We start from the raw sequence: 20,364 nt of genomic DNA, 5'->3' as shown, positions 1-20,364 counted from the left end.
GACGACCTGATCCGCAAGGGACGCGACATCGAACGCCGCGTCCTGGCCCGCGCCGTCCGATACCATGTCGAACAGCGCGCCATCATGAACGGACACAAGACCATCGTGTTCGCGCCGTAGGCAATTGCGCGGCGCTTTGCGACCGCTACCGGTTCCAACGAAACATGGCGGCCCCAGGACGGGGCGTCAGAAATCAGGGGATGTGTGATGAGGCTTGCAGACGACGATATCTATCCCACCACTCTGCCGCCGGGTTACGAGTTCGTGATCGAGGACGAGCCCGAGTTCAATCCGGCCGTCCATCTGCAGCTGGAGCGTCCGGAGAATATCTGGATGTTGTCTGACCTGGGGTACGACGAAAAATTCATTTCGCGCTTTGCGTCGCCGGTGGCCATGACCAGCGCGGCGCGCATGCTGTCCGACGAGGGCATCGCCGCGCTGGCCGAGGTGACCCGGAAGCTTCAGCCCTATATTCGCTACAATTCCTCGGCCACGCGGGTGCCGGCGACCTTGCGCGGGACCACCCATCGCTCGCGCTTTATCCGCGATCTGTGCCTGTCGCCCGAGATTACCGAATTCTTTTCGGAGATGTTCCAGACATCGCTGATGCCTCACACGCTGACGCATCAGCAGGGGCACATGAATTTCCAGCCGAAGGAACTGGGGCGGGAAGTCGATTCATGGCACCACGACGCCACGGCGTTCGACTGGGTGCTGATGGTCCACGACCCGAACAAGCTGAAGGGCGGACGGTTCCAGATCTTCGACGGCACCCGCCAGGAAGGATGGGACATGGTCCGCTCCGGCCAGGCCATCCCGGAAGACCGGATCATCACCCCGCACTTTCCGGGGGCCGGCTACGCCTGCTTCATGCAGGGATGCGCCGTCTTCCACCGGGCATCGCGGCTCGAGGAACTGGGGTTCCGCGCCAGCCTGGTACAGAGCTACGTCTCGCGCAATGTGAGCGTGCCCGATCCCAACCGCCTGGAATGGATCGAACTGCAGGATCATCATCTCGAAGATCCGAACTACATGCTGGAATATCGCTGCAATCCGGCCGAGTGGGCCCGCCACCGCGCGTGGGTCGCGCAGAAGCGGCTGGCGAACCTGTGCAAGGATCTGCAGATCGGCGCGACGCCGGCCGAGGCGGCGGCGGCGCTGGAAGGGGCGATCGACGACGTCAATGACCTGATCCGCATCCTGCATCGCGGCGCCGTGCCGTTGAAGGAAGCCTATCGCCTGCGCGATGCCCTGGACCAGGCGCAACTTTCCTGACGGGCAAACGAAAAAACAGCCGGTCGGAACAGAAGGGGAAAATGAAGGACATGCGGGTTGTCGCACCCAAGGTTACATTGCAGCCCAGGATGGCGGATGCTCCGCGCCTGGTGAACGTCCTTGCGACACCCAAGCGGGTGCGCGCCTACCTGGGCGCGCGTCTGGTCGCCGACAGCCGGGCGGTCCTGACCCTGCGGTCGAATCACTTCCTGCCGATCTATTTCTTTCCGGCCGGCGATGTCGATCCTTCTCTTCTGAAGCCGTCCGAGGCCATCGTCGATCTTCCCGAACTGGGCAGGATCGATCGCGTCTGGGATGTCGTCTCGGACGGCGAGGAGGCCACGGCCGCCGCGTGGTCGGGCGATTTTCCGCCTGACACGCCATGGGCGGCGTTGTCGGGCTATATCGGCCTGGAATTCCGCGCGTTTTCACGCTGGATGGAGGAAGGCGAGGAGGTCTTCGTCCATCCGCGCGATCCCTACGCCCGGATCGAGATCCTGGACGGCGACGAACGGATCGATGTGGAGGCAGGCGGCATCCTGGCGGCCTCGTCGGCGCGTCCACGCCTGGTGATCGAGACCCATCTTCCCGTGCGCTATTACCTGCCCAAGGCAGATGTGCGGATGGACCATCTGACGCCATCCGCCCTGCGGACGCGATGCCCCTACAAGGGGGAGGCCTCCTACTGGAATCTCGTGACCGAAAAAGGGACGATCGAAAATATCGCCTGGAGCTACGAGACGCCGATTCCCGAAATGTCGCGCATCGGCGGCATGATCTGCTTTTACGCCGACCGTGTCGATGCCATCCGCCGGAACGGCGTGAATCTGTCCGTCTTCGGAATCTGACGTCCGATACGGTGCTGGTCGGGCGTTCTGTCCCGACCAGCTCGCGTTTTCTGTCCATGGCGGCAGGAATGTGACGCCGAGGCGAATTATTTTCTTAAACGTAACGAAAATTTCTTGATTAAGACGAAAATCGTCTTCAATATAATTCCGATATCGAACCCGTTTCCAGGCGACCCAACCAGAGGACGCGCGGGTCAGACTGAATCCCGGAATCGACAAATATCGCGAATATGGGGACGAAAATGCAATTTAATGGCTTCAAGGCGGCTCTCCTCGCCAGCGCGACCCTGATACCGCTCATGGCGTCATCCCCCTGGGCGGCGGCGGCGGAAGCAGTGTCCGGCCCGGTCCAGAAGAAGACGTCCAATGCCAAGGCAACGGTCGCCAGGGCGGGGGCCGCCAGGACGTTGCCCCCTGCGGCGGCGGCCGAAGACATCCAGGTCTATGGCGGTGGCTCGACCCGACAGATGGCGACCGTGACCTCGCGGGAATTGCGGGCCGCGGCACCGGGCACCAGCGCGATGAAAATCCTGGCCCGGCTGCCCAGCGTCAATTTCATGTCGGCCGATCCGTTCGGTGCGTATGAATGGTCGACCCGTATCACCGTGCGCGGCTTCAGCCAGGACCAGCTGGGCTTTACGCTTGACGATATTCCGCTGGGCAACATGGAATACGACAGCGAGCGCGGATTGAACGTGAACCGTTCGATCATCAGCGAGAATATCCGCAGCACCACGGTGTCGCAGGGCGCCGGTTCGGTGGAGATGCCGTCCTCGACCAATCTGGGCGGCACCATCCAGTTCTATTCCTCCGATCCGCGTGACGTGGCGGGCGGCACCATCCAGCAGACGTTCGGCAGCAACAGCACGTTCCGGACCTACGCCCGGGCCGACAGCGGCAAGCTGAACAGCACCGGGACCAAGTTCTTCATCGCCTATGCGCATTCCACGCTGAATAAGTGGAAGGGGGCGGGAGAAAACCGCTATGACCAGTTCAACGCAAAACTGGTTCAGCCCTTCGGCGATTATACGACCTGGTCGACCTATTTCGACTGGAGCAACCGTAAGGAGGTCGATTACCAGGATCTGTCGATGAACTATATCGACACGCTGGGACAGCGCTGGGACAATTACTATCCCGATTATGCAGCGGCCTATAGAGCAGCCCAGGGCATCTATACCCATGGCGAGGACAAGACCAACGATGCGCTCGACGCGGCGTATTACGCCGGATCGGGCCTGCGCCAGGATTTCGTCGGATCGACGACGCTGGACACCCATGTCGGTCCGGGCATGACATGGCGCACGACGGCCTATGCCATTGCCGATAACGGGTTCAGCACGTGGGTGACGCCCTACAACGCCTCTCCCAACGGCGCGCCGCTGAGCATGCAGGGCCGCGACGAAGGCGGCCAGCGGTTCGGCATCGTCAGCAATTTCAACTGGCGCTACAAGAACAACAATTTCCACACCGGCGTGTGGTTCGAGAACAATCACTATATCCAGAACCGCCGGCTGTACCAGGAACCCCTGTTGGGCGAGGGACAGCCGCTCAGCCCCTACCATTGGCAGAACACCCAGGATGCGTTCCTGGATGAATGGGGGTACGTCTTCAATACCAATACGTTCCAGTACCATCTGGACGATACGTACCACATCTTGCCGAACCTTCAGCTGAACGCCGGGTTCAAGTCGCTGCTGGTGACCACGCGCAGCGGGATTCTGTTCAACAATCCCGCCTTTACCGGTCAGGACACATTGCCGTCCGGCGGCCTGACGGCGTCGGCGGCGTTCCTGCCGCAGGTCGGCATCAACTGGAAAGTGACGCGGAATGACGAACTGTTCTTCGATGTGTCGAAGAACATGAGTTCATATGCCTTCAGCGGATGGAACCAGGGCTCGCCGTTCGGCGTGACCGATCCGACGGCTTTCCGTCAGCAGCAGAAAAATCTGCGCCCCCAGACGGCCTGGGTGTTCGAAGCGGGCTACCGCATGCATCGGAAATGGTTTGACGGGCTGCTGACCGCCTATCGCGCCAATTTTGCGAACCGTTTGCTGACCATCGCGCAGGGGTCGATCATCAATTCCTACGCGACGGTCCAGAACGTGGGCGGTGTCACGATGAATGGCCTGGAAGCCAGCGGGACCATCCACTTCCCGCAACATATCTCCTGGTACAACAGCTTCAGCTGGAACCGCGCGACGTACGACAACAACTACAGCACGGCAACGGGCCTGGTTAATGTGCGCGGCAAGCAGGAGCCGAACGTGCCGATCCTGATGTGGAAGAGCCAGATTACCTATAATTACAAAGGATTTTCGGCCGATATCGATGAAAATTACGAAGGCCATCGGTATGTCGATTACATGAATACGGTCGCCGCCCCGCATTATTTCATTACCAATCTGGGCGCGCGCTACGATTTCGGGAAGTTCGGGTTCGTCCAGAACCTGGCGCTGCAATTCAATGTCTACAACCTGCTGAACCAGAAATGGATTGCGGTGGTAGGTGAGGAAGGCAACCCGGTGCAGGGCGATTACCAGTCCTTCATGCCTGGCGCGCCGCGCCAGTTCTTCGGGACTGTATCGGCCAATTTCTGATCGACGCGGGGGTGTACCCCCCGCGCCGCAACCGGCTGCGATATCGGATACGACAGGCGACATGATGAAGAATGCAAATCGGCGGGCCGCCGGGCTGATGGCGCGTGTGCTCGTGCCGGCGATCATGGCGGTCGGACTGCCGCTTCCGTCGGCATGGGCCTATACCCCGATCGTCCCGAAGCCCGGCCCGGCGGTCATCCTGACCGGTCATGATTTGACGCTGGAACAGTTGGGGCAGATCGCGCGGGATGGCGTGGCGGTGTCGTTGTCGCCAGCCGCCCGGCAGCGGTCACAGGATACGTACGACCTGCTGCTGGAGGCGGCGCGCGAGGGGGTTCCCGTCTACTGGTTCAACCGGGGTGCGGGCGACCAGCGCGAGGTTTCGATCTTCAGCGGCGACCCCTTGTCCCCTGCGAACAAGGCGCTGCTTGAAAAGATCCAGCTGGGGCGTTTCCAGCATTCGGCCCTTGGGGAACCGGGGCCGGAGATCGAGGACGAGGCCCTGGTCCGCGCCATCATGGCGATCCGCGCCAACACAATGACGTACGAGGCCGCCAGCCCCGCACTGACCCAGATGTTGCAGGACCTGCTGAATCACCGCATCACGCCCGTCCTGCCGCTGCGCGGGACGTTGGGCGAGGGCGATCTGGCGGTCCTCGCGGCGATCGGCGCGACGATGGTCGGCAGCGGGGATGCCTATTACCAGGGCCAGCGCATGACCGCCGCCGAGGCGCTGCGGCGGGCCGGGCTGCACCCGTTGCACCCCTTCGGCGCCGACGATGCGGCGCTGATCAGTTCCAACGCCTATGCCGCGGCGCGCGCGGCGCTGGCGCTGGATAAGGCGCGTCGCGCGCTGGACTGGGCGGACCTGGCGCTGGCGATCGACCTGCAAGGCATGAACAGCAGCGTGACCCCGCTGTCGTTGCCGGTACAGACAGCGCGTCCCTACCCCTGGCTGAACTGGGATGCGGGGCGGATCATGGGCCTGGTGCGCGGCAGCTACCTGCTGGACGACGATCCGCACCGGATCATCCAGGATCCCGAAAGCCTGCGGGCGTCGTCGATCCGCCAGGGATCGGCCTGGCAGGCCTGGGCGGCGCTACGGCAGTCCGTGCTGCTGGCGATCAACAGTTCCGACCATAATCCCGCAACCCGTATCGGCGTCTCCCCTGGCGATTCCTGGGAACTCTCGACCCCGCAGATGATGCGCTATTACGTCCGGGGCAGCGACGCCGACCATCACCTGCATGGATATGTTCTGTCGAACGCCAACTGGGACCCTTATCCCCTGGCCAACGAGGTCGAGGCGTTCACGATCGCGCTGGGCAATATGGACGTGGCCGTCACCCAGCGCCTGTACCGGTTCGAAAATCCGTTCTTCACGGTCGTGAAGCCGCGCGACGTCCTGACCGAGGACCAGGTGCGCCAGCATCACGGCTTTCGCGGCAGCTATGCCGCAGCCGATATCTACCAGCATGTGCAGGGAAACCTGAATCCCGTCCCGCCCGAGGGCAACGCCATCGTCGCGACGGTCGAGGATCTTCAGGCCCAGACCAACCTGAAGACCATCCGGTTGCATGACGTGGTCGACGACACGATGCGCCTTCTGGCCATCGATCTGCAGACGGGCTGTGCGTGGATGGATCTGCGCCACGTGCAGGATGCAAAGCGTGCGTTCGGCGCCGCCACCCAGGCGGCCTGCACGGCGCTGGCGGGTGCGTCGGGCCATACCACCTCTTTCGTGAACACGACCGATCCAGCCGGATACCTGCCTGCCGGCCTGCCCAGACCGCCCCTTTCGGGCGGTCCCGGTTAGGGGGGTGTGCCGTTGGCGGCCCTGATCATGAAACGGATCGCGGCGACCTTGCTGACGGCTGTCGCCGCATCCATCCTTCTGTTCCTGCTGTTTGAACTTTCACCCCGTTCCGTTGCGATCGCGACCCTGGGCCCTTTCGCAACGCCCGAACAGCAGACCCTGTGGCTTCAGGCCCATGGCTACATGCAGCCGCCGCAGGTGCGGTACTGTCGCTGGCTGGGACATTTCCTGATCGGTGACTTCGGCCAGTCCCGGGCCTTTGCCGCGCCGGTGTCGTCGGTGCTGTGGCCGCGCCTGGGCCATTCGCTGATCCTGGTGGCCTGTTTCTTTGCGATCACCCTGCCGGTGGCGCTGCCGTTGGGCATCGCCGCCGGGTTGCGCGAGGGCTCGGCCGTCGATCGCATCGTCTCGGCGATTGCGGTCGCCACCAGCGCACTGCCGCCTTTTGCCAGCGCGGTCCTTCTGTCCGCGCTGCTGGTGACCCGTCTGCATCTGGTGCCCGGCACCAGCATCATGACGGAGGGGTGGGACTGGCGGCAGGTCGTCCTGCCGGTCCTGGTCCTTGTCCTGTCCGATGTCGGCTACCTGGCGCGCATCACTCGCACCAGCATGGCCGAAATCATGGCGACGCCCTATATCCGCGCGGCGATCCTGAAGGGCATGAGCCCGGCGCGGATCCTGTTCCGGCACGCCTTGCGAAACGCCATGATCACGCCGTTCACCATCATCATGCTGCAGGTCAACTGGGCCATAGGGGGTGTCGTGGTCGTGGAGGCATTCTATTCCTTTCACGGGATCGGCACCCTGCTGCTCCAGGCGGCGTTGCGCAAGGATTTGCCGCTGCTCGAAGCCGCGACCTTCGTCCTGGTGATGATCGCCGGCATAACCCAGATGCTGGCCGATATCGGATACGCCTTTCTGAACCCACGGATTCGTCTGTCGTGACCGAAGGCCAGGTCGTCCCGCCTGCGGCTTCTCCTGCAGGTTTGCGCCTGAATGTCCTGACACGCCTGTACCCGGCAGTCCTGTTCCGTTCGCCTGTCGGCCTGGCGGGGGCTGCGATCCTGCTGTTCTGGCTGGCGGTGGCGGCTTTCGCGCCATGGATCGCCCCGTTCTCGCCCACGCGATCGTTCATGCCCGTGGCGCCGATGATGGCGGCGGCGCCAGGCGGCGGACGGTTCTGGCTCGGCACCGACCTCCTGGGGCGGGACCTGCTTTCCCGCCTGGTCTGGGGGACACGCAGCGTCGTCGTCTATGCGCCGCTCGCCACCGCCAGCGCCTATGTCATCGGCATTGCCCTGGGACTATGGGCAGGATATCGGCGCGGCGTGACCGATATGCTGCTTTCGCGCACCGCCGATCTCGTTCTCGCCTTTCCCGTCGTGCCGCTTTACATCGTGCTGCTGTCGAAACTGGGCTCGTCGGGTTTCAACATCGTGTTCGCCATCACGCTGTCGACCACGCCCGGGGTCATGCGGATCATGCGTGGGCTGACGCTGGATCTGCGTGAACAGGCGTATGTCGCCGCGGCGCGTCTGCGGGGCGAGGGCACTCTGGCCATCCTGTTCCTGGAAATCCTGCCCAACGCGCGCGCCACCCTGATTGCCGATGCCTGCATGCGGCTTGGCTATGTTGTCACCGCCATCGGCACGCTGGGTTTTCTCGGCATGGGGCTTCCGCCCCCGACACCCGACTGGGGTGGCATGATCGAGGAAGGGCGGGTCCTGGCGATCCTTTTCCCGCACCTGGTTCTGCCGCCATGTCTCGCCATCGTATCACTGGCCCTGGGCTGTTCGATGCTGGCCGACGGCCTGCGTCGCGGGGAGGGGAGGTAGGGGGACATGACACCACGAACCGCCGCCAATCCGCTGTTACGGATCGAATCCCTGAATGTCGCCTACCGACGCGACGGCGACGCCGTGCCCGTACTGTTCGATGTCTCGCTGTCGCTCCGACAGGGGGAAGCCCTGGGGATAGTGGGCGAATCCGGTTCGGGTAAATCCACCCTGGCCATGGCCGTCATGCGCCATCTGGGCAGGGCAGGGCGGATCACGGGCGGACGCATATTCTTCGACGGCGTTGATATGGCCAGCCTCTCCGCCAGGGAGTTGCGGCGCCTGTATGGCGCGCGGATCGGAATGGTTCACCAGGATGCGGGCCTGGCGCTGAACCCCAGCATGACGATCGGCGCACAGTTGACCGAGGTCGCCCGCGCGCATCTGGGCAGCACGCGGGCCGAAGCGTCCGACCTGGCGCGAACCCATCTGCGTTCCGTTCACCTGCCGGATGTCGACCGGATCATGGGGGCTTATCCCTTCCAGCTTTCGGGAGGGCAGCAGCAGCGCGTCGTCATCGCCATGGCCCTGGTGGCCGATCCATCCCTGCTGCTGCTGGACGAACCGACATCGGGCCTGGACGCGACCACGGCGACCGGTATCGTCGCGCTGATCCGCACGCTGGCCGCCGAACGGGGCATGGCCATGCTGGCGATTTCACATGATTTGCATCTGATGGCGCGCCTGTGCGACCGCGTCGCGGTCATGTACGCCGGCCAAGTGGTCGAGGAAAACCGTGCGGATGCGATATTGGCACGTCCCGGCCATCCCTATACGCGCGGTCTGCTGGAATGCCTGCCCCCGACGTCCGGAGCCGGCCGGCAGATCCTGTTGCCCGTCCCCGGCCAGGCGCCATCGCCCGGCGACAGGCCGGCGGGATGTGCCTTCGGTCCCCGCTGTGGCCTGTTCACGCCCGATCCGTGCGGCGCGGGTGCCATTTCCCTGCACCTGTCGGCATCTGGCGGGCTGGTCCGATGTCCGAAAGCCGGCGGCACGGCGGACGCATCCCCCGTGCGCGGGTTGCGCCCGCCCGGTCCCGAGATCGGCGCCGCGCCTGTGCTGTTGCGTGTCGAAGCCCTGGGCAAACAGTACGCGGACCGTACCGGCCGTCGGATGGTCACGGCGAATGAAGGCATTTCGTTTACGGTGCGGCGCGGCCGGATGACGGCGATCGTCGGCGAATCAGGGTCGGGCAAATCAACGTTGGCACGGATCGTCTGCGGACTTGAAACCGCGACGGAAGGCCGCCTGCTGCTGGAAGGGGTGGATATCGCCGACCTGCTTGCGGAACGGCGTACCGTCGCCCAGCGCGCGGCGGTGCAGATGGTGTTCCAGAACACCGAAATGTCGTTGAATCCGGCATGGACCATCCGACGGCAGATCATGCGTACCCTGCGCGCCGCCGGTCGCCCGGATGACATGGGTGCCGAACATCGCTACGCACAGCTGATGGATGCCGTCCGCCTGCCTCTGGAGGCGGGCGAGCGGCGCGCCGGCGAATTATCGGGCGGCCAGCGGCAGCGCGCGGCGATCGCGCGGGCCCTGGCGGCGTCACCGCGCATATTGGTGGCCGACGAACCGGTCTCGGCGCTTGATGTCTCCGTTCAGGCTGCGGTCGTCGAGCTACTGATGAGCTTGTCGCGCGAGCGGGACATGACCCTGGTCGTCATCAGTCACGACCTCCCCCTGATGCGCAGCATCGCCGATGATCTGGTGGTATTGTATCGTGGCCGGCTGGTCGAAGCCGGGCCTGCCGGAACGCTGCTTTCCGCGCCGGTCCACCCTTATACCCGGGCGCTGGTTGCCGCGGCCGACCGGCCCGCGACGTCGGCCCAGACCGTCCCGGATAAAGGCTGCCTCTTCGCCCCGCATTGTCCAGACCGGATGGAGGTCTGCAGCCTCCGTGCGCCACCGGAACGTGTTCTGGGCCAGGATCACCGGGTCGCCTGCCATTTGCCGGACAATCATGCGCTGGGTGCATTCGGCGAGGGGAGGGCGTGCCATGGACATCCCTGATCGTGACGGCGACACGCCGCTCTCGCGTTTGCTTTCGCGCTTCGCCGAGGGCGCGGTTCCGCGCCGCGCCTTCCTGCGCACCGCCACGGCCCTGGGGCTGTCTGCCAGTGCGGCCGGCAGGTTCGCCGGGATTGCCGCGGCGTCGGCGCCGTCTCCGGCGCGGCGCGGCGGTACGCTTCGTCTGCAGATACCGATCTGGGATATTTCCCATCCCGCGACCTTCGAATGGTTCAATCTCAGCCAGATGGTCAGTGCCGTCTGCGACTGGGCCTGCGTGCTGGGGTCGGACGGTATGCTGCACGGCGGCCTGCTGGAGAGCTGGTCCCCATCGCCCGACCTGCGCAGCTGGACATTCCGCGTCCGTCCCGGCGTGACATGGCGCGACGGCCGCCGCCTGATCGCGGAAGACATCGTCTGGAACATTCGACGCTGGCTCGATCCTGCCGTGGGCTCGCCCTATATCGGCGCGGTCGCTTCCTATCTGACCCGGCAGGTCGACGGCCATGTCGTCCCATGGGACGCCAACTGGATCGAGGCGCCGGATGATCTGACGGTGCGCCTGAATCTGCTTCGCCCCCACGTGACGGTGGCCGAGGATCTTTATAACCAATGCACCCTGATCCTCGATCCGCATGAAGACGGCGTATTCGCCGCCGGATCGAACGGTACCGGGCCGTTTGACATGACGACGCTGCTGGTGGGCGAACGCAGCGTCGTGCGGGCGCGTGCCGGATCGTGGCGCGGAACGCCGCACCTGGACGAAGTTCATTTCATCGATCTGGGCGACGATCGCGGAAGCTGGGCCGCCGCGATGGTGTCGGACCAGGTGGACGGGCTGTACGAACTGGGCTTTGACCAGAAGATCCTGCTGGACCAGGTGCCGGGGGTGAAGGTTTATGCCGCCCCGTCTGCCCAATGCGGCGTCGCACGCATGCAATGCGACAAGAAGCCGTTCGACGATGCGCGGGTCCGGCGGGCCATGCGTATGGCCGTCGACCCGCAGCGCGTGCTGGCGCTGGCCCAGGGCGGGGCAGGGATGCCGGGCGATCACCATCATGTCTGCCCGATCCAGCCCGATTACGCCCCCGTACCCCTCGTAACCTGGGACCCGGCGGCCGCCAGGCGGCTGCTGGCCGAAGCCGGGCATGAAAAGGGATTCGAAACGACCCTGTGCTGCATCGACGACGCCGGCCCGATCATGAAGTCGACCACCGTGATGGTCGAGATGTGGCGTGACATCGGTGTCACCGTGAATATCCAGACCTATCCCCAGGAACTCTATGCCGAGCACTGGAAGGAATTTCCGTTCGCCTTCACGATGTGGGAACATCGTCCGCAAGGGATTATGACGCTGGCGCTGGGGTACCGCACCGGCGCGTCGTGGAACGAATCACATTATGCCAATCCGGCGTTCGACCTGCTGGTCGACCAGGGCATGGCCGAACCCGATCCGGTTGCCCGCCGGCACATTACCGCGCAGCTGGAGGAGATCATGCACCAGGACGGCCCGCTGGTGCAGGCGACATGGGTTCCCCATCTGACCAGCTTCAGCATCCGGGTTCGCAATTATCGTCCGCATCCCATGGGCTATATCGCGATCGAGGAACTGTCACTGGACGAGCCCGCCGGGACGACCGGCGGATGAGGCATCGGCAAGATAATCGAATGAGCCGGGCGTGCATAAGATAATATTATAATAGGTTTCCGCGCCGGTCGGCCTGTCCATGGTCCTGTTGTTTCATTCCGATTGCAGGACAGGGACGCACGCGATGGATATGATTGATGGAACGGTCCGCACCCTTCATCCCCTGACGGATGCGCAGGTCGATGCCTTTCACCGGGACGGCTTTGTCATCGTTCCCGGATTTCTGGACCAGGAGGAACTGTCCCCGTTGGCCGAGGCCTGTGCCGCGGATCCGTCCATCGGCGGGCGGCTGCGGGCCGTGGCCGACAGTGACGGCCATGCGCAGGAAGTCGTCGCCTGGACCGAGTACAGCAACACCTATCTGGGCAAGGTGCCGTTCCTGGCCAGGATGGTCGACAATGCGACGGCCCTTCTGGGCAGCCCGAGCTATCATTGGCATTCCAAACTGTCGATGAAACGTCCGCATGCCCCAGGCAGATGGGATTGGCATCAGGACTATCCATTCTGGCATGACGAAGGCTGCCTGTGGCCGGACATGCTGACCTGCTCCGTCGCCGTCGATCATATCGACGAGGATAACGGGTGCATGAAGCTGGTCCAGGGGTCTCACCGGTTGGGCCGGTTGAACCACGCGCGCTTCGGCAAGGCGGTGTCGGTCGATCAGGAGCGCCTGGCACTGATACTCGATCGCCTGCCGGTGGTGCCCATGACGATGAAACCCGGCGATGCCTGTTTCTTTCACGCCAACGTGCTGCATGCGTCCGGACCCAACCGGTCGGACCGAAATCGCACGATCCTACATTGTTCCTACAACACCATCGCCAACACGCCTTTCCTTGCGGAAGGCCAGGTACATCACAGCTATCGTCCGTTTGCCGTCCTGCCAGACACGCTTCTGCAGGATCATGACTACGCGGCGATCTTCGACGGGCATCTTTTCAACCAGGACACACAGCCCGTCCTGAACGGGGGCAAGACGCACGATTATGGCTACACCCTCGTGAATCCGGGGACCTGACACGCGACGATATTCCCCTGTCCGGGGGAAAATGATCGAACGTGCGTTTTCCCCCCTTACCGACCGTACCGGTTCTGGGCATAAGGTCCGCCCGCGCGCCGGACAAAATCCGCCCTTGCGCCGACCTGCAACCTGGAATGTTCCGTGACCCAATTGCCCGCGACGATCGTGCCGGGGCGCATGCGCCTGATGATGGCGGGCGCGCTGCTATCCGTGGCGATCGGGTCGCTGGACCAAGGCATCGTCAATACCGCGTTGCCCCGGATCGCCAGCGGCTTCTCCGCGTTGCCGCATCTGTCGTGGATCGTCACGGCCTTCATGCTGACCTCGACGGTGACCACCCCGGTCTATGGCGCGCTGGGCGACAGCATGGGTCGGCGGCGGATGCTGATGACGTCCCTGGCGCTGTTCACGGGCGGATCGATGCTGTGCGGGGCGGCGTGGTCCATGAATGCGCTGATCCTGTTCCGTGCCGTGCAGGGCCTGGGCTCCGGCGGCCTGATCGCGCTGGCATTGAGCATTGTCGTGGATCTGGTGCCGCGCAACCGGCGCGGGCAGGTGCAGGGCATGTTTTCAGCGGTCATGGGGGTATGCGGCATCGCGGGACCGTTCCTGGGCGGCCTGATCACCACGATCCTGTCCTGGCGCTGGACGTTCTACATCAACCTGCCCGTCGGCATCATCGCGCTGGGCCTAGTCGCGATGCTGCCGCGCGACACCCGTCGTGCCGAGCGGTTCGACTGGATGGGGGCGGTGCTGATGGCGCTGGCCACGACGGCGCTGCTGATCCTGTTTTCCCTGGATAACCGCAGTGGCGCGGGCACGCAGCTGGGCCTGCTGGCCGCCACGCTGGTGCTGGGCGTGGCGGCCGTGGGATGGGAAGTGCAGACCACGACGACCCCGATCCTGGCGGTCGACCTGTTCCGGAACCGGACCATCAGCATTTCGCTGGCGATCGTGACACTGCAGGTGGCGGCGGTATCCGCCGTCGGGGTCACGCTGCCGCTGTTCTTCCAGCTCGAGATGGGGATGGGGGCTGCACGGTCGGGGGTGATGCTGGTTCCGCAGACCGCCGCGATGATCGTGGCATCCATGGTCAGCGGCCGGATCCTGCGCGAAGGGGACCGGATCCGGCCGATCCTGGTGGGCACGCAACTGGCCGCCGCGGGCGCCACGCTGGCGATTGGCGTGTGCATCCGCTTCGCCCCCGGAATGCTGGACCTGTCGGCCTGCATGATCCTGCTTGGCGCCGCCTTCGGACTCAGTTTTCCCTGCATCGCCGGGATCACGCAGAATGCGGCGCTGCATCACCAGCTGACACGGGCCACCTCGCTGATGATGTATCTGCGCTGGCTGGGCGCTTCGGCCGGAATTGCGTTGTGCGGCCGCCTTCTGGTGGCATGGTTGCCGCGCGGGGCCGGGGCGATGGGCATCGACAGCCTGGCCGCGGGTGGCGATGCCTCCCTGGTGACGGCATACCGGACCGGGATCATCGCGATCTTCCTGGTCAATGGCGCGATGTTCCTGCTGGCAGCCGTTCTGGTTCGCATCCTGCCGCTGGCGCGGGCCGGCGACGCGGACTGAGGATTCCGACCCGGCGATCCCTCGTCCGGCCGCCGGCGCCATGTGCAGGCCGTGACCGTTGCATGATCGCGTTTGCGATTGAACCTCCATAAGAATGACTTATCATCGTGGCGGTTCGCGTCGCGCAGGCCATACCTCCTGCCCAGGACGTTCCGATAGGACAAGGGTGGGTAGCGTGTTTTCCAGGCCGGATCAGGACGTGCATCCCAGGCAGCACCCGTGACGAACGAAACCACGCTGCCGTTCGACCTCCAGGCGCTGGAGGTCTTTCTTGCTGTGTGCGAAAGCGGCGGGATGGCGGCCGCCGCGCGCCAGATCGGCGTCAGTCAGCCCGCGGTTTCCCAGATCATCGGCGATATCGAAAGCCGGTCGGGCACCATCCTGTTCGATCGCAGCGTGCGTCCGATGGCGCTGACGGCCAGCGGCATGGTACTGCGCCAGCATGCCATGTCGCTGACGACCGAGGCCCGGCGCATCGCCATCCGGTTGCGCGAAACCCAGGCCGGCCGGATCAATCTGGTTCGCGTCGGCAGTGTCGACAGCCTGTCGCGCGCCGTGATGGGCCAGCTTTCGGCATTTCTGCGGACGCGCGTCGACCAGGCGGTCATCCATTCCGGCCTTACGGAAACCCATGCCACGGCCTTGTTCACCCGCCAGCTCGACCTGATCATCGGCGTCAATGATTTCGAGGACATCGCCGGGCTGGAGCGATGGCCGCTGATGGAGGAGCCCTATCTGTTCCTCTGCCCCGCGGGGGAAAAAATTCCCGGGACGCCACAGGACCTGCTGGCCATGAGCCGGCGGATTCCCTTTATCCGGTTTTCCGCCCGGTCCCGGACCGGGCAGGAGATCGAACGCTATCTGCGCCGCCTGCGGCTGGACCTGCCGGCAGGGCAGGAATTCGATTCCCCTTACGGCGTGACGGCGGCCTGCCGGCAGGGCGGGATGGCCATCACGACGCCGCTCTGCCTGCTGGAATGCGACCTGGCGCTGGACGGGCTGCGCTGGGGAAAACTGCCCGGGCCGACGATGGGGCGGGGCCTGACGATCGTCGCCCGCCGCAGGGAACTCGGGCGCCTGCCCGCCGACCTGGCGGCAACCTTGCGCCGGACGTTGCGCGACGACGTCGTTCCACGCCTGGCCTCGGTCTTTCCCGATTTCGTCGGGCAGATGCACGTCGTGGCCCGTCGTACCGAGGACGGTGCCTGACCTGGGGCCCCTTTCCGTCATGCGGCCCGAACAGTTTTCCTGAAGAGAAACTTATATTCTTTTCGGTTGACTCTTCACGCGACCGACCTTAAGCTCGGGCCATATCTTGCAGGGGGCGGAGAAGTGCGATGTGCGGCATCGTTGGCCTGTTTCTGAAAAATCCTGAATTTCAGCCGCGTCTCGGATACATGACGTCGCGGATGCTTCGCGTGATGACCGAGCGTGGACCCGATAGCGCGGGCTTCGCGGTCTATGGCAGCGCCCCGTCGGGCCATGTGAAACTGACCCTGCGCGGTGTCGCCGACATCGACCTGTCGGCGCTGGCGCTGCAGCTGCTCGGCGTGCTGGGGGGCGACGTTGAATTCGCCCGGCATGACGACCATGCCGTCCTGGCGATCCCGGCCGCGACCGAGGGCGCGGTGCGGGCCCTTCTGGCCACGCTGGCACCGGGTGCGGTCGTCGCGTCGTCGGGTCATGCGATTGAGCTGTACAAGGGCGTGGGCCTGCCGGAAGACGTCGCCGGGCGCATCGGCCTTTCCGGCATGGGCGGGACGCATGCGATCGGGCACACGCGCATGGCGACCGAATCGGCGGTGACCGTGGCGGGGGCACATCCGTTCTCGACGGGCACGGACCAGTGCCTGGTGCATAACGGGTCGCTGTCGAACCATAACGCCTTGCGGCGCATGCTGGTCCGTGAAGGTCAGACCTTCGATACCGAAAACGATTCCGAAGTCGCGGCGGGCTACCTGTCCTGGCGGATGGCGCAGGGCGCCCGCCTGGACGAGGCACTGGGCGCCGCGCTGTCCGACCTGGACGGATTCTACACGTTCGTGGTCGGCACGCGCTCGGGTTTCGCGGTGCTGCGCGATCCGGTGGCGTGCAAGCCGGCGGTGATGGCGGAAACCGACGATTATGTCGCCTTCGCCTCGGAATACCGGGCTTTCGCCGAACTGCCGGGCATCGATACCGCCACGGTGTTCGAACCCGAACCGCAGCGCGTCTATTACTGGGAGCATCAGGCGTGACCACCCGGCCCAACATCCGCCAGATCGACCTGGCATCCACCAGCCTGCGGGACCTGAACGCCGCCCTTCAGGGGGCTGCCGAAGGGTCCGACGATGCCTGGACAATCGTCAATCCGCGTGGACGGCATGCGATCGCCGTCGGCATGACCAACCCCGTCGAGGTGACGATCGCCGGTCATGCCGGCTATTACGCCGCCGGCATGAACCAGCGCGCGATCGTGACGATCGACGGCAACGCGGGCCCGGGCGTCGCCGAAAACATGATGAGCGGCCGAGTCCATGTGAAGGGCAATGCCAGCATGGCGGCGGGCGCCACGGGCCATGGCGGCCTGCTGGTGATCGACGGCGACGCGGGCGCGCGATGCGGGATCTCGATGAAAGGGATCGACATCGTGGTGCGCGGCTCCGTCGGGCACATGAGCGGCTTCATGGCGCAGTCGGGCAATTTGGTCGTCTGCGGCGACGCGGGGGAGGCCCTGGGCGACAGCCTGTACGAGGCCCGGGTGTTCGTGCGCGGAACGGTGAAAAGCCTCGGCGCGGACTGCGAAAAGAAAGAGATGACGGTTGCGGACCGGGATCTTCTGCAATCGCTTCTGGAACGTGCGGGGATGAGCGACGTGCCGGTCGGCGCGTTCACACTCTATGGCTCGGCCCGGCGGCTCTATCATTTCCATGTCGACAACGCGAGCGCGTACTGAGGATCGTCATGACGTCCGACAGCAAGAACATCCCCCGTACCCAGCCCCGATTTTCGGCGACCTTCGATCGGGGTACGATTTCCGAGATCCAGCGCGCGGCAGCGACCGGTATCTATGACATTCGCGGCGGCGGCACGAAGCGCAAGCTGCCGCATTTCGACGACCTGCTGTTCCTCGGCGCGTCGGTGTCGCGCTACCCGCTGGAAGGCTATCGCGAACGCTGCGATACCGATGTCGTTCTGGGCACGCGCTTTGCGAAGAAGCCCATCGTGCTGAAGACCCCCGTCACCATCGCGGGCATGTCCTTCGGCGCGCTGTCCGCGCAGGCCAAGGAAGCACTGGGCCGTGGCGCCAGCGCGGTCGGGACCTCGACCACCACCGGCGATGGCGGCATGACGCCGGAGGAGCGGGGGCATTCCGCGACGCTGGTGTACCAGTACCTGCCGTCGCGCTATGGCATGAACCCCGACGACCTGCGCCGCGCCGACGCGATCGAAATCGTGGTCGGGCAGGGGGCGAAGCCCGGCGGTGGCGGCATGCTGCTGGGCCAGAAGATCTCGGCCCGGGTTGCGAAGATGCGCGACCTGCCCGAAGGGATCGACCAGCGCTCGGCCTGCCGCCATCCCGATTGGACAGGCCCGGACGATCTGGAAATCAAGATCGAGGAACTGCGCGAGATCACGAACTGGGAAAAGCCCATCTATGTGAAGGTCGGTGCCAGCCGACCCTATTACGATGTGTCGCTGGCGGTGAAGTCCGGGGCGGACGTGGTGGTGCTGGACGGCATGCAGGGTGGCACCGCCGCGACGCAGGAAGTGTTCATCGAACATGTGGGCCTGCCGATCCTGGCGGCCATCCGCCCGGCCGTGCAGGCGCTGCAGGACCTGGGCCTGCACCGCAAGGTACAACTGATCGTATCCGGCGGCATCCGCACCGGTGCGGACATGGCCAAGGCGCTGGCCCTGGGCGCCGACGCGGTGGCCATCGGCACGGCCGCCCTGATCGCACTGGGTGACAACAGCCCTGACCTGGCCGACGAATATGCGAAGCTGGGCACCGTGCCGGGCGCCTACGACGACTGGCAGGATGGCCGCGACCCCGCGGGGATCACCACGCAGGACCCGGTCCTGGCCGCGCGGCTGGATCCGGTTCTGGGTGGCCGGCGCATCGCCAACTACCTGTCGGTCATGACGATGGAGGCGCAGGCCATCGCGCGGGCCTGCGGCAAGAGCCACCTGCATAATCTCGAGCCCGAAGACATGGTGGCGCTGACGATGGAAGCGGCCGCGATGACGCGGATCCCGCTGGCCGGCACCGAATGGTACCCCGGCAAGGGCGGATTCTAGGCCCGGCTGTTCGCGGGCATTCGATCGGGGCGGCACCGACGCGACGCCGCCCCCACTTCATTAACCCGGCGGCGTTCCGGGACGGAAACACAGGCGATGGCTTCAGACGGGCAGACAATCCGGCAACCGGCAATCGATCTCGCGGACGAGGCGAGGCGACGCGGCATCCGGTATTTCCTGATTTCCTTTACGGACCTCATGGGCGTGCAGCGCGCCAAGCTGGTTCCGGCCTCGGCGATTGCGGGCATGCAGAAGAACGGGGCGGGGTTCGCAGGCTTCGCGGCCTATTTCGATCTGTCGCCCTCCGACCCGGACCTGGTCGCCATGCCCGATCCCTCCAGCCTGGTCCAACTGCCCTGGAAGCCCGAGGTCGGCTGGCTGGCGTCGGACCTGTGGATGCACGGCCGGCCGGTGCAGCAGGGGCCGCGCAACACGCTGCGCCGGGTTTTGGCGCGCGCGGCGGACATGGGCTTTTCGGTCAAGACCGGGGTGGAGTGCGAATTCTTCCTGGTGACGCCGGACGGCAAGGCCATCGCCGACACCCACGACGACGCGGCCAAGCCGTGCTACGACGCCTCGGCGCTGATGCGGCGCTATGACGTGATCGCCGAGATCTGCGATTCGATCGCCGGTCTGGGCTGGCAGCCCTACCAGAACGATCATGAGGACGCGAACGGCCAGTTCGAGATCAACTGGATGTTCGACGATGCGCTGATCACGGCCGACCGCCATGTGTTCTTCAAGTTCCTGGCGCGCTCGATCGCGGAAAAGCACGGTCTGCGCGCGACCTTCATGCCCAAGCCCTTCATGTCCCTGACGGGAAGCGGCTGCCACGCCCATGTGTCGCTGTGGGACGGCGCGCGCAATGTCTGCCATGCCGAAGATGATGCGCTGGGCCTGTCGCAGGCCGGCTACCATTTCGTCGGCGGCCTGATCGCGCATGCCGACGCCCTGTGCGCGCTGATGAATCCCACGGTCAATTCCTACAAGCGGATCAATGCCCCCCGTACGGTATCGGGCGCCACATGGTCGCCCAATACCGTGACCTATTCGGGCGACAACCGGACGCACATGATCCGCGTTCCGGGCAAGGGCCGGTTCGAAATGCGGCTGCCCGACGGAGCGGCCAATCCGTACCTGCTGCAGGCCGCGATCGTCGCGGCGGGCATCGACGGTATCGCGGCACAGCGGGATCCGGGGCCGCCGCTGGACATCAACATGTATACCGACGGACATCGGGTCACCGATGCCAAGAAACTGCCGCTGAACCTGCTGGACGCCATTCGCGCGCTCGACGCCTCTACGGCGCTGCGGGAGGTCCTGGGGGACGACATGGTCTCGCCCTACGTGAAGATGAAGACCGTGGAATGGAATGCCTATTGCGCCCACCTGACGGAGTGGGAGCGTCAGATGACGCTCGATTGCTGATCCCCCGACATGCGTGGC

General features: G+C 64.9%; 15 protein-coding genes and 1 pseudogene. All 16 read left to right on the top strand.

Translation table 11 applies throughout. The features are described from left to right. A pseudogene (gene purU / locus HLH28_RS18070) lies at positions 1–120 on the top strand (formyltetrahydrofolate deformylase); the annotation flags it as partial. Between the two features lie 87 nt (positions 121–207). Continuing rightward, the gene (locus HLH28_RS09645; protein WP_182958212.1) at positions 208–1,275 is read left to right on the top strand and encodes a HalD/BesD family halogenase; all 1,068 of its coding nucleotides are present in this window, start codon (positions 208–210) and stop codon (positions 1,273–1,275) included. A 50-nt stretch (positions 1,276–1,325) separates the two neighbouring features. Then, positions 1,326–2,123 (top strand): DUF427 domain-containing protein, encoded by a 798-nt coding sequence (locus HLH28_RS09640; protein ID WP_182958210.1) that lies wholly within the window; start codon positions 1,326–1,328, stop codon positions 2,121–2,123. Between the two features lie 299 nt (positions 2,124–2,422). Continuing rightward, a complete protein-coding gene (locus HLH28_RS09635; RefSeq protein ID WP_182958207.1) occupies positions 2,423–4,723 on the top strand; it encodes a TonB-dependent receptor in 2,301 nt (766 codons plus the stop codon). 61 nt (positions 4,724–4,784) lie between these two features. After that, entirely contained in the window at positions 4,785–6,539 is a 1,755-nt protein-coding gene (locus tag HLH28_RS09630; protein WP_246395890.1) for an aromatic amino acid ammonia-lyase, read from the top strand. A 27-nt stretch (positions 6,540–6,566) separates the two neighbouring features. Beyond that, positions 6,567–7,484 carry an ABC transporter permease gene (locus tag HLH28_RS09625; RefSeq protein WP_182958205.1) on the top strand — a complete coding sequence of 306 codons (918 nt, stop codon included), beginning with the start codon at positions 6,567–6,569 and terminating at the stop codon, positions 7,482–7,484. Further along, positions 7,481–8,374 (top strand): ABC transporter permease, encoded by an 894-nt coding sequence (locus tag HLH28_RS09620; RefSeq protein WP_338029700.1) that lies wholly within the window; start codon positions 7,481–7,483, stop codon positions 8,372–8,374. Before HLH28_RS09625 ends, HLH28_RS09620 begins: the two co-directional genes overlap by 4 nt. A gap of 6 nt (positions 8,375–8,380) precedes the next feature. Continuing rightward, a complete protein-coding gene (locus tag HLH28_RS09615; protein WP_182958202.1) occupies positions 8,381–10,390 on the top strand; it encodes a dipeptide ABC transporter ATP-binding protein in 2,010 nt (669 codons plus the stop codon). After that, positions 10,377–12,035: an ABC transporter substrate-binding protein gene (locus HLH28_RS09610; RefSeq protein WP_182958198.1), complete on the top strand. Its 1,659-nt coding sequence runs from the start codon at positions 10,377–10,379 to the stop codon at positions 12,033–12,035. Before HLH28_RS09615 ends, HLH28_RS09610 begins: the two co-directional genes overlap by 14 nt. 124 nt (positions 12,036–12,159) lie before the next feature. Further along, entirely contained in the window at positions 12,160–13,053 is an 894-nt protein-coding gene (locus tag HLH28_RS09605) for a phytanoyl-CoA dioxygenase family protein (protein ID WP_182958195.1), read from the top strand. Between the two features lie 144 nt (positions 13,054–13,197). After that, positions 13,198–14,637, top strand: coding sequence for an MFS transporter (locus tag HLH28_RS09600; protein ID WP_182958192.1), 1,440 nt, complete (start codon positions 13,198–13,200; stop codon positions 14,635–14,637). A 219-nt stretch (positions 14,638–14,856) separates the two neighbouring features. Then, positions 14,857–15,846, top strand: coding sequence for a LysR family transcriptional regulator (locus tag HLH28_RS09595; RefSeq protein WP_338029699.1), 990 nt, complete (start codon positions 14,857–14,859; stop codon positions 15,844–15,846). Between the two features lie 212 nt (positions 15,847–16,058). Further along, complete coding sequence (locus HLH28_RS09590; RefSeq protein WP_338029698.1) at positions 16,059–16,874, top strand: glutamine amidotransferase; 816 nt, start codon at positions 16,059–16,061, stop codon at positions 16,872–16,874. Further along, positions 16,871–17,572: a GltB/FmdC/FwdC-like GXGXG domain-containing protein gene (locus HLH28_RS09585; protein ID WP_338029697.1), complete on the top strand. Its 702-nt coding sequence runs from the start codon at positions 16,871–16,873 to the stop codon at positions 17,570–17,572. Before HLH28_RS09590 ends, HLH28_RS09585 begins: the two co-directional genes overlap by 4 nt. An 8-nt stretch (positions 17,573–17,580) precedes the next feature. Next, positions 17,581–18,918: an FMN-binding glutamate synthase family protein gene (locus HLH28_RS09580; protein ID WP_182958187.1), complete on the top strand. Its 1,338-nt coding sequence runs from the start codon at positions 17,581–17,583 to the stop codon at positions 18,916–18,918. Positions 18,919–19,014: 96 nt separating this feature from the next. Next, on the top strand, positions 19,015–20,346 hold the full coding sequence (gene glnT, locus HLH28_RS09575; protein WP_182958184.1) for a type III glutamate--ammonia ligase: 1,332 nt from the start codon (positions 19,015–19,017) through the stop codon (positions 20,344–20,346). The last annotated feature ends 18 nt before the right edge of the window (positions 20,347–20,364 follow it).

The organism is Gluconacetobacter tumulisoli, from assembly GCF_014174155.1.
In the GTDB taxonomy this organism is placed as follows: Bacteria; Pseudomonadota; Alphaproteobacteria; order Acetobacterales; family Acetobacteraceae; genus Gluconacetobacter; species Gluconacetobacter tumulisoli.
Note: the sequence above shows the minus strand (reverse complement) of the source record. Positions and strands in the feature narration are given on the sequence as shown.

Bases quoted from the DNA above. Each gene is read 5' to 3' on its own strand.
- HLH28_RS09630 (WP_246395890.1), top strand. From the start codon at position 4,785: ATGATGAAGAATGCAAATCGGCGGGCCGCCGGGCTGATGGCGCGTGTG.
- HLH28_RS09640 (WP_182958210.1), top strand. From the start codon at position 1,326: ATGCGGGTTGTCGCACCCAAGGTTACATTGCAGCCCAGGATGGCGGAT.
- HLH28_RS09625 (WP_182958205.1), top strand. From the start codon at position 6,567: ATGAAACGGATCGCGGCGACCTTGCTGACGGCTGTCGCCGCATCCATC.
- HLH28_RS09605 (WP_182958195.1), top strand. From the start codon at position 12,160: ATGGATATGATTGATGGAACGGTCCGCACCCTTCATCCCCTGACGGAT.
- HLH28_RS09590 (WP_338029698.1), top strand. From the start codon at position 16,059: ATGACCGAGCGTGGACCCGATAGCGCGGGCTTCGCGGTCTATGGCAGC.
- HLH28_RS09645 (WP_182958212.1), top strand. From the start codon at position 208: ATGAGGCTTGCAGACGACGATATCTATCCCACCACTCTGCCGCCGGGT.
- glnT (WP_182958184.1), top strand. From the start codon at position 19,015: ATGGCTTCAGACGGGCAGACAATCCGGCAACCGGCAATCGATCTCGCG.
- HLH28_RS09580 (WP_182958187.1), top strand. From the start codon at position 17,581: ATGACGTCCGACAGCAAGAACATCCCCCGTACCCAGCCCCGATTTTCG.
- HLH28_RS09615 (WP_182958202.1), top strand. From the start codon at position 8,381: ATGACACCACGAACCGCCGCCAATCCGCTGTTACGGATCGAATCCCTG.
- HLH28_RS09635 (WP_182958207.1), top strand. From the start codon at position 2,423: ATGGCGTCATCCCCCTGGGCGGCGGCGGCGGAAGCAGTGTCCGGCCCG.
- HLH28_RS09610 (WP_182958198.1), top strand. From the start codon at position 10,377: ATGGACATCCCTGATCGTGACGGCGACACGCCGCTCTCGCGTTTGCTT.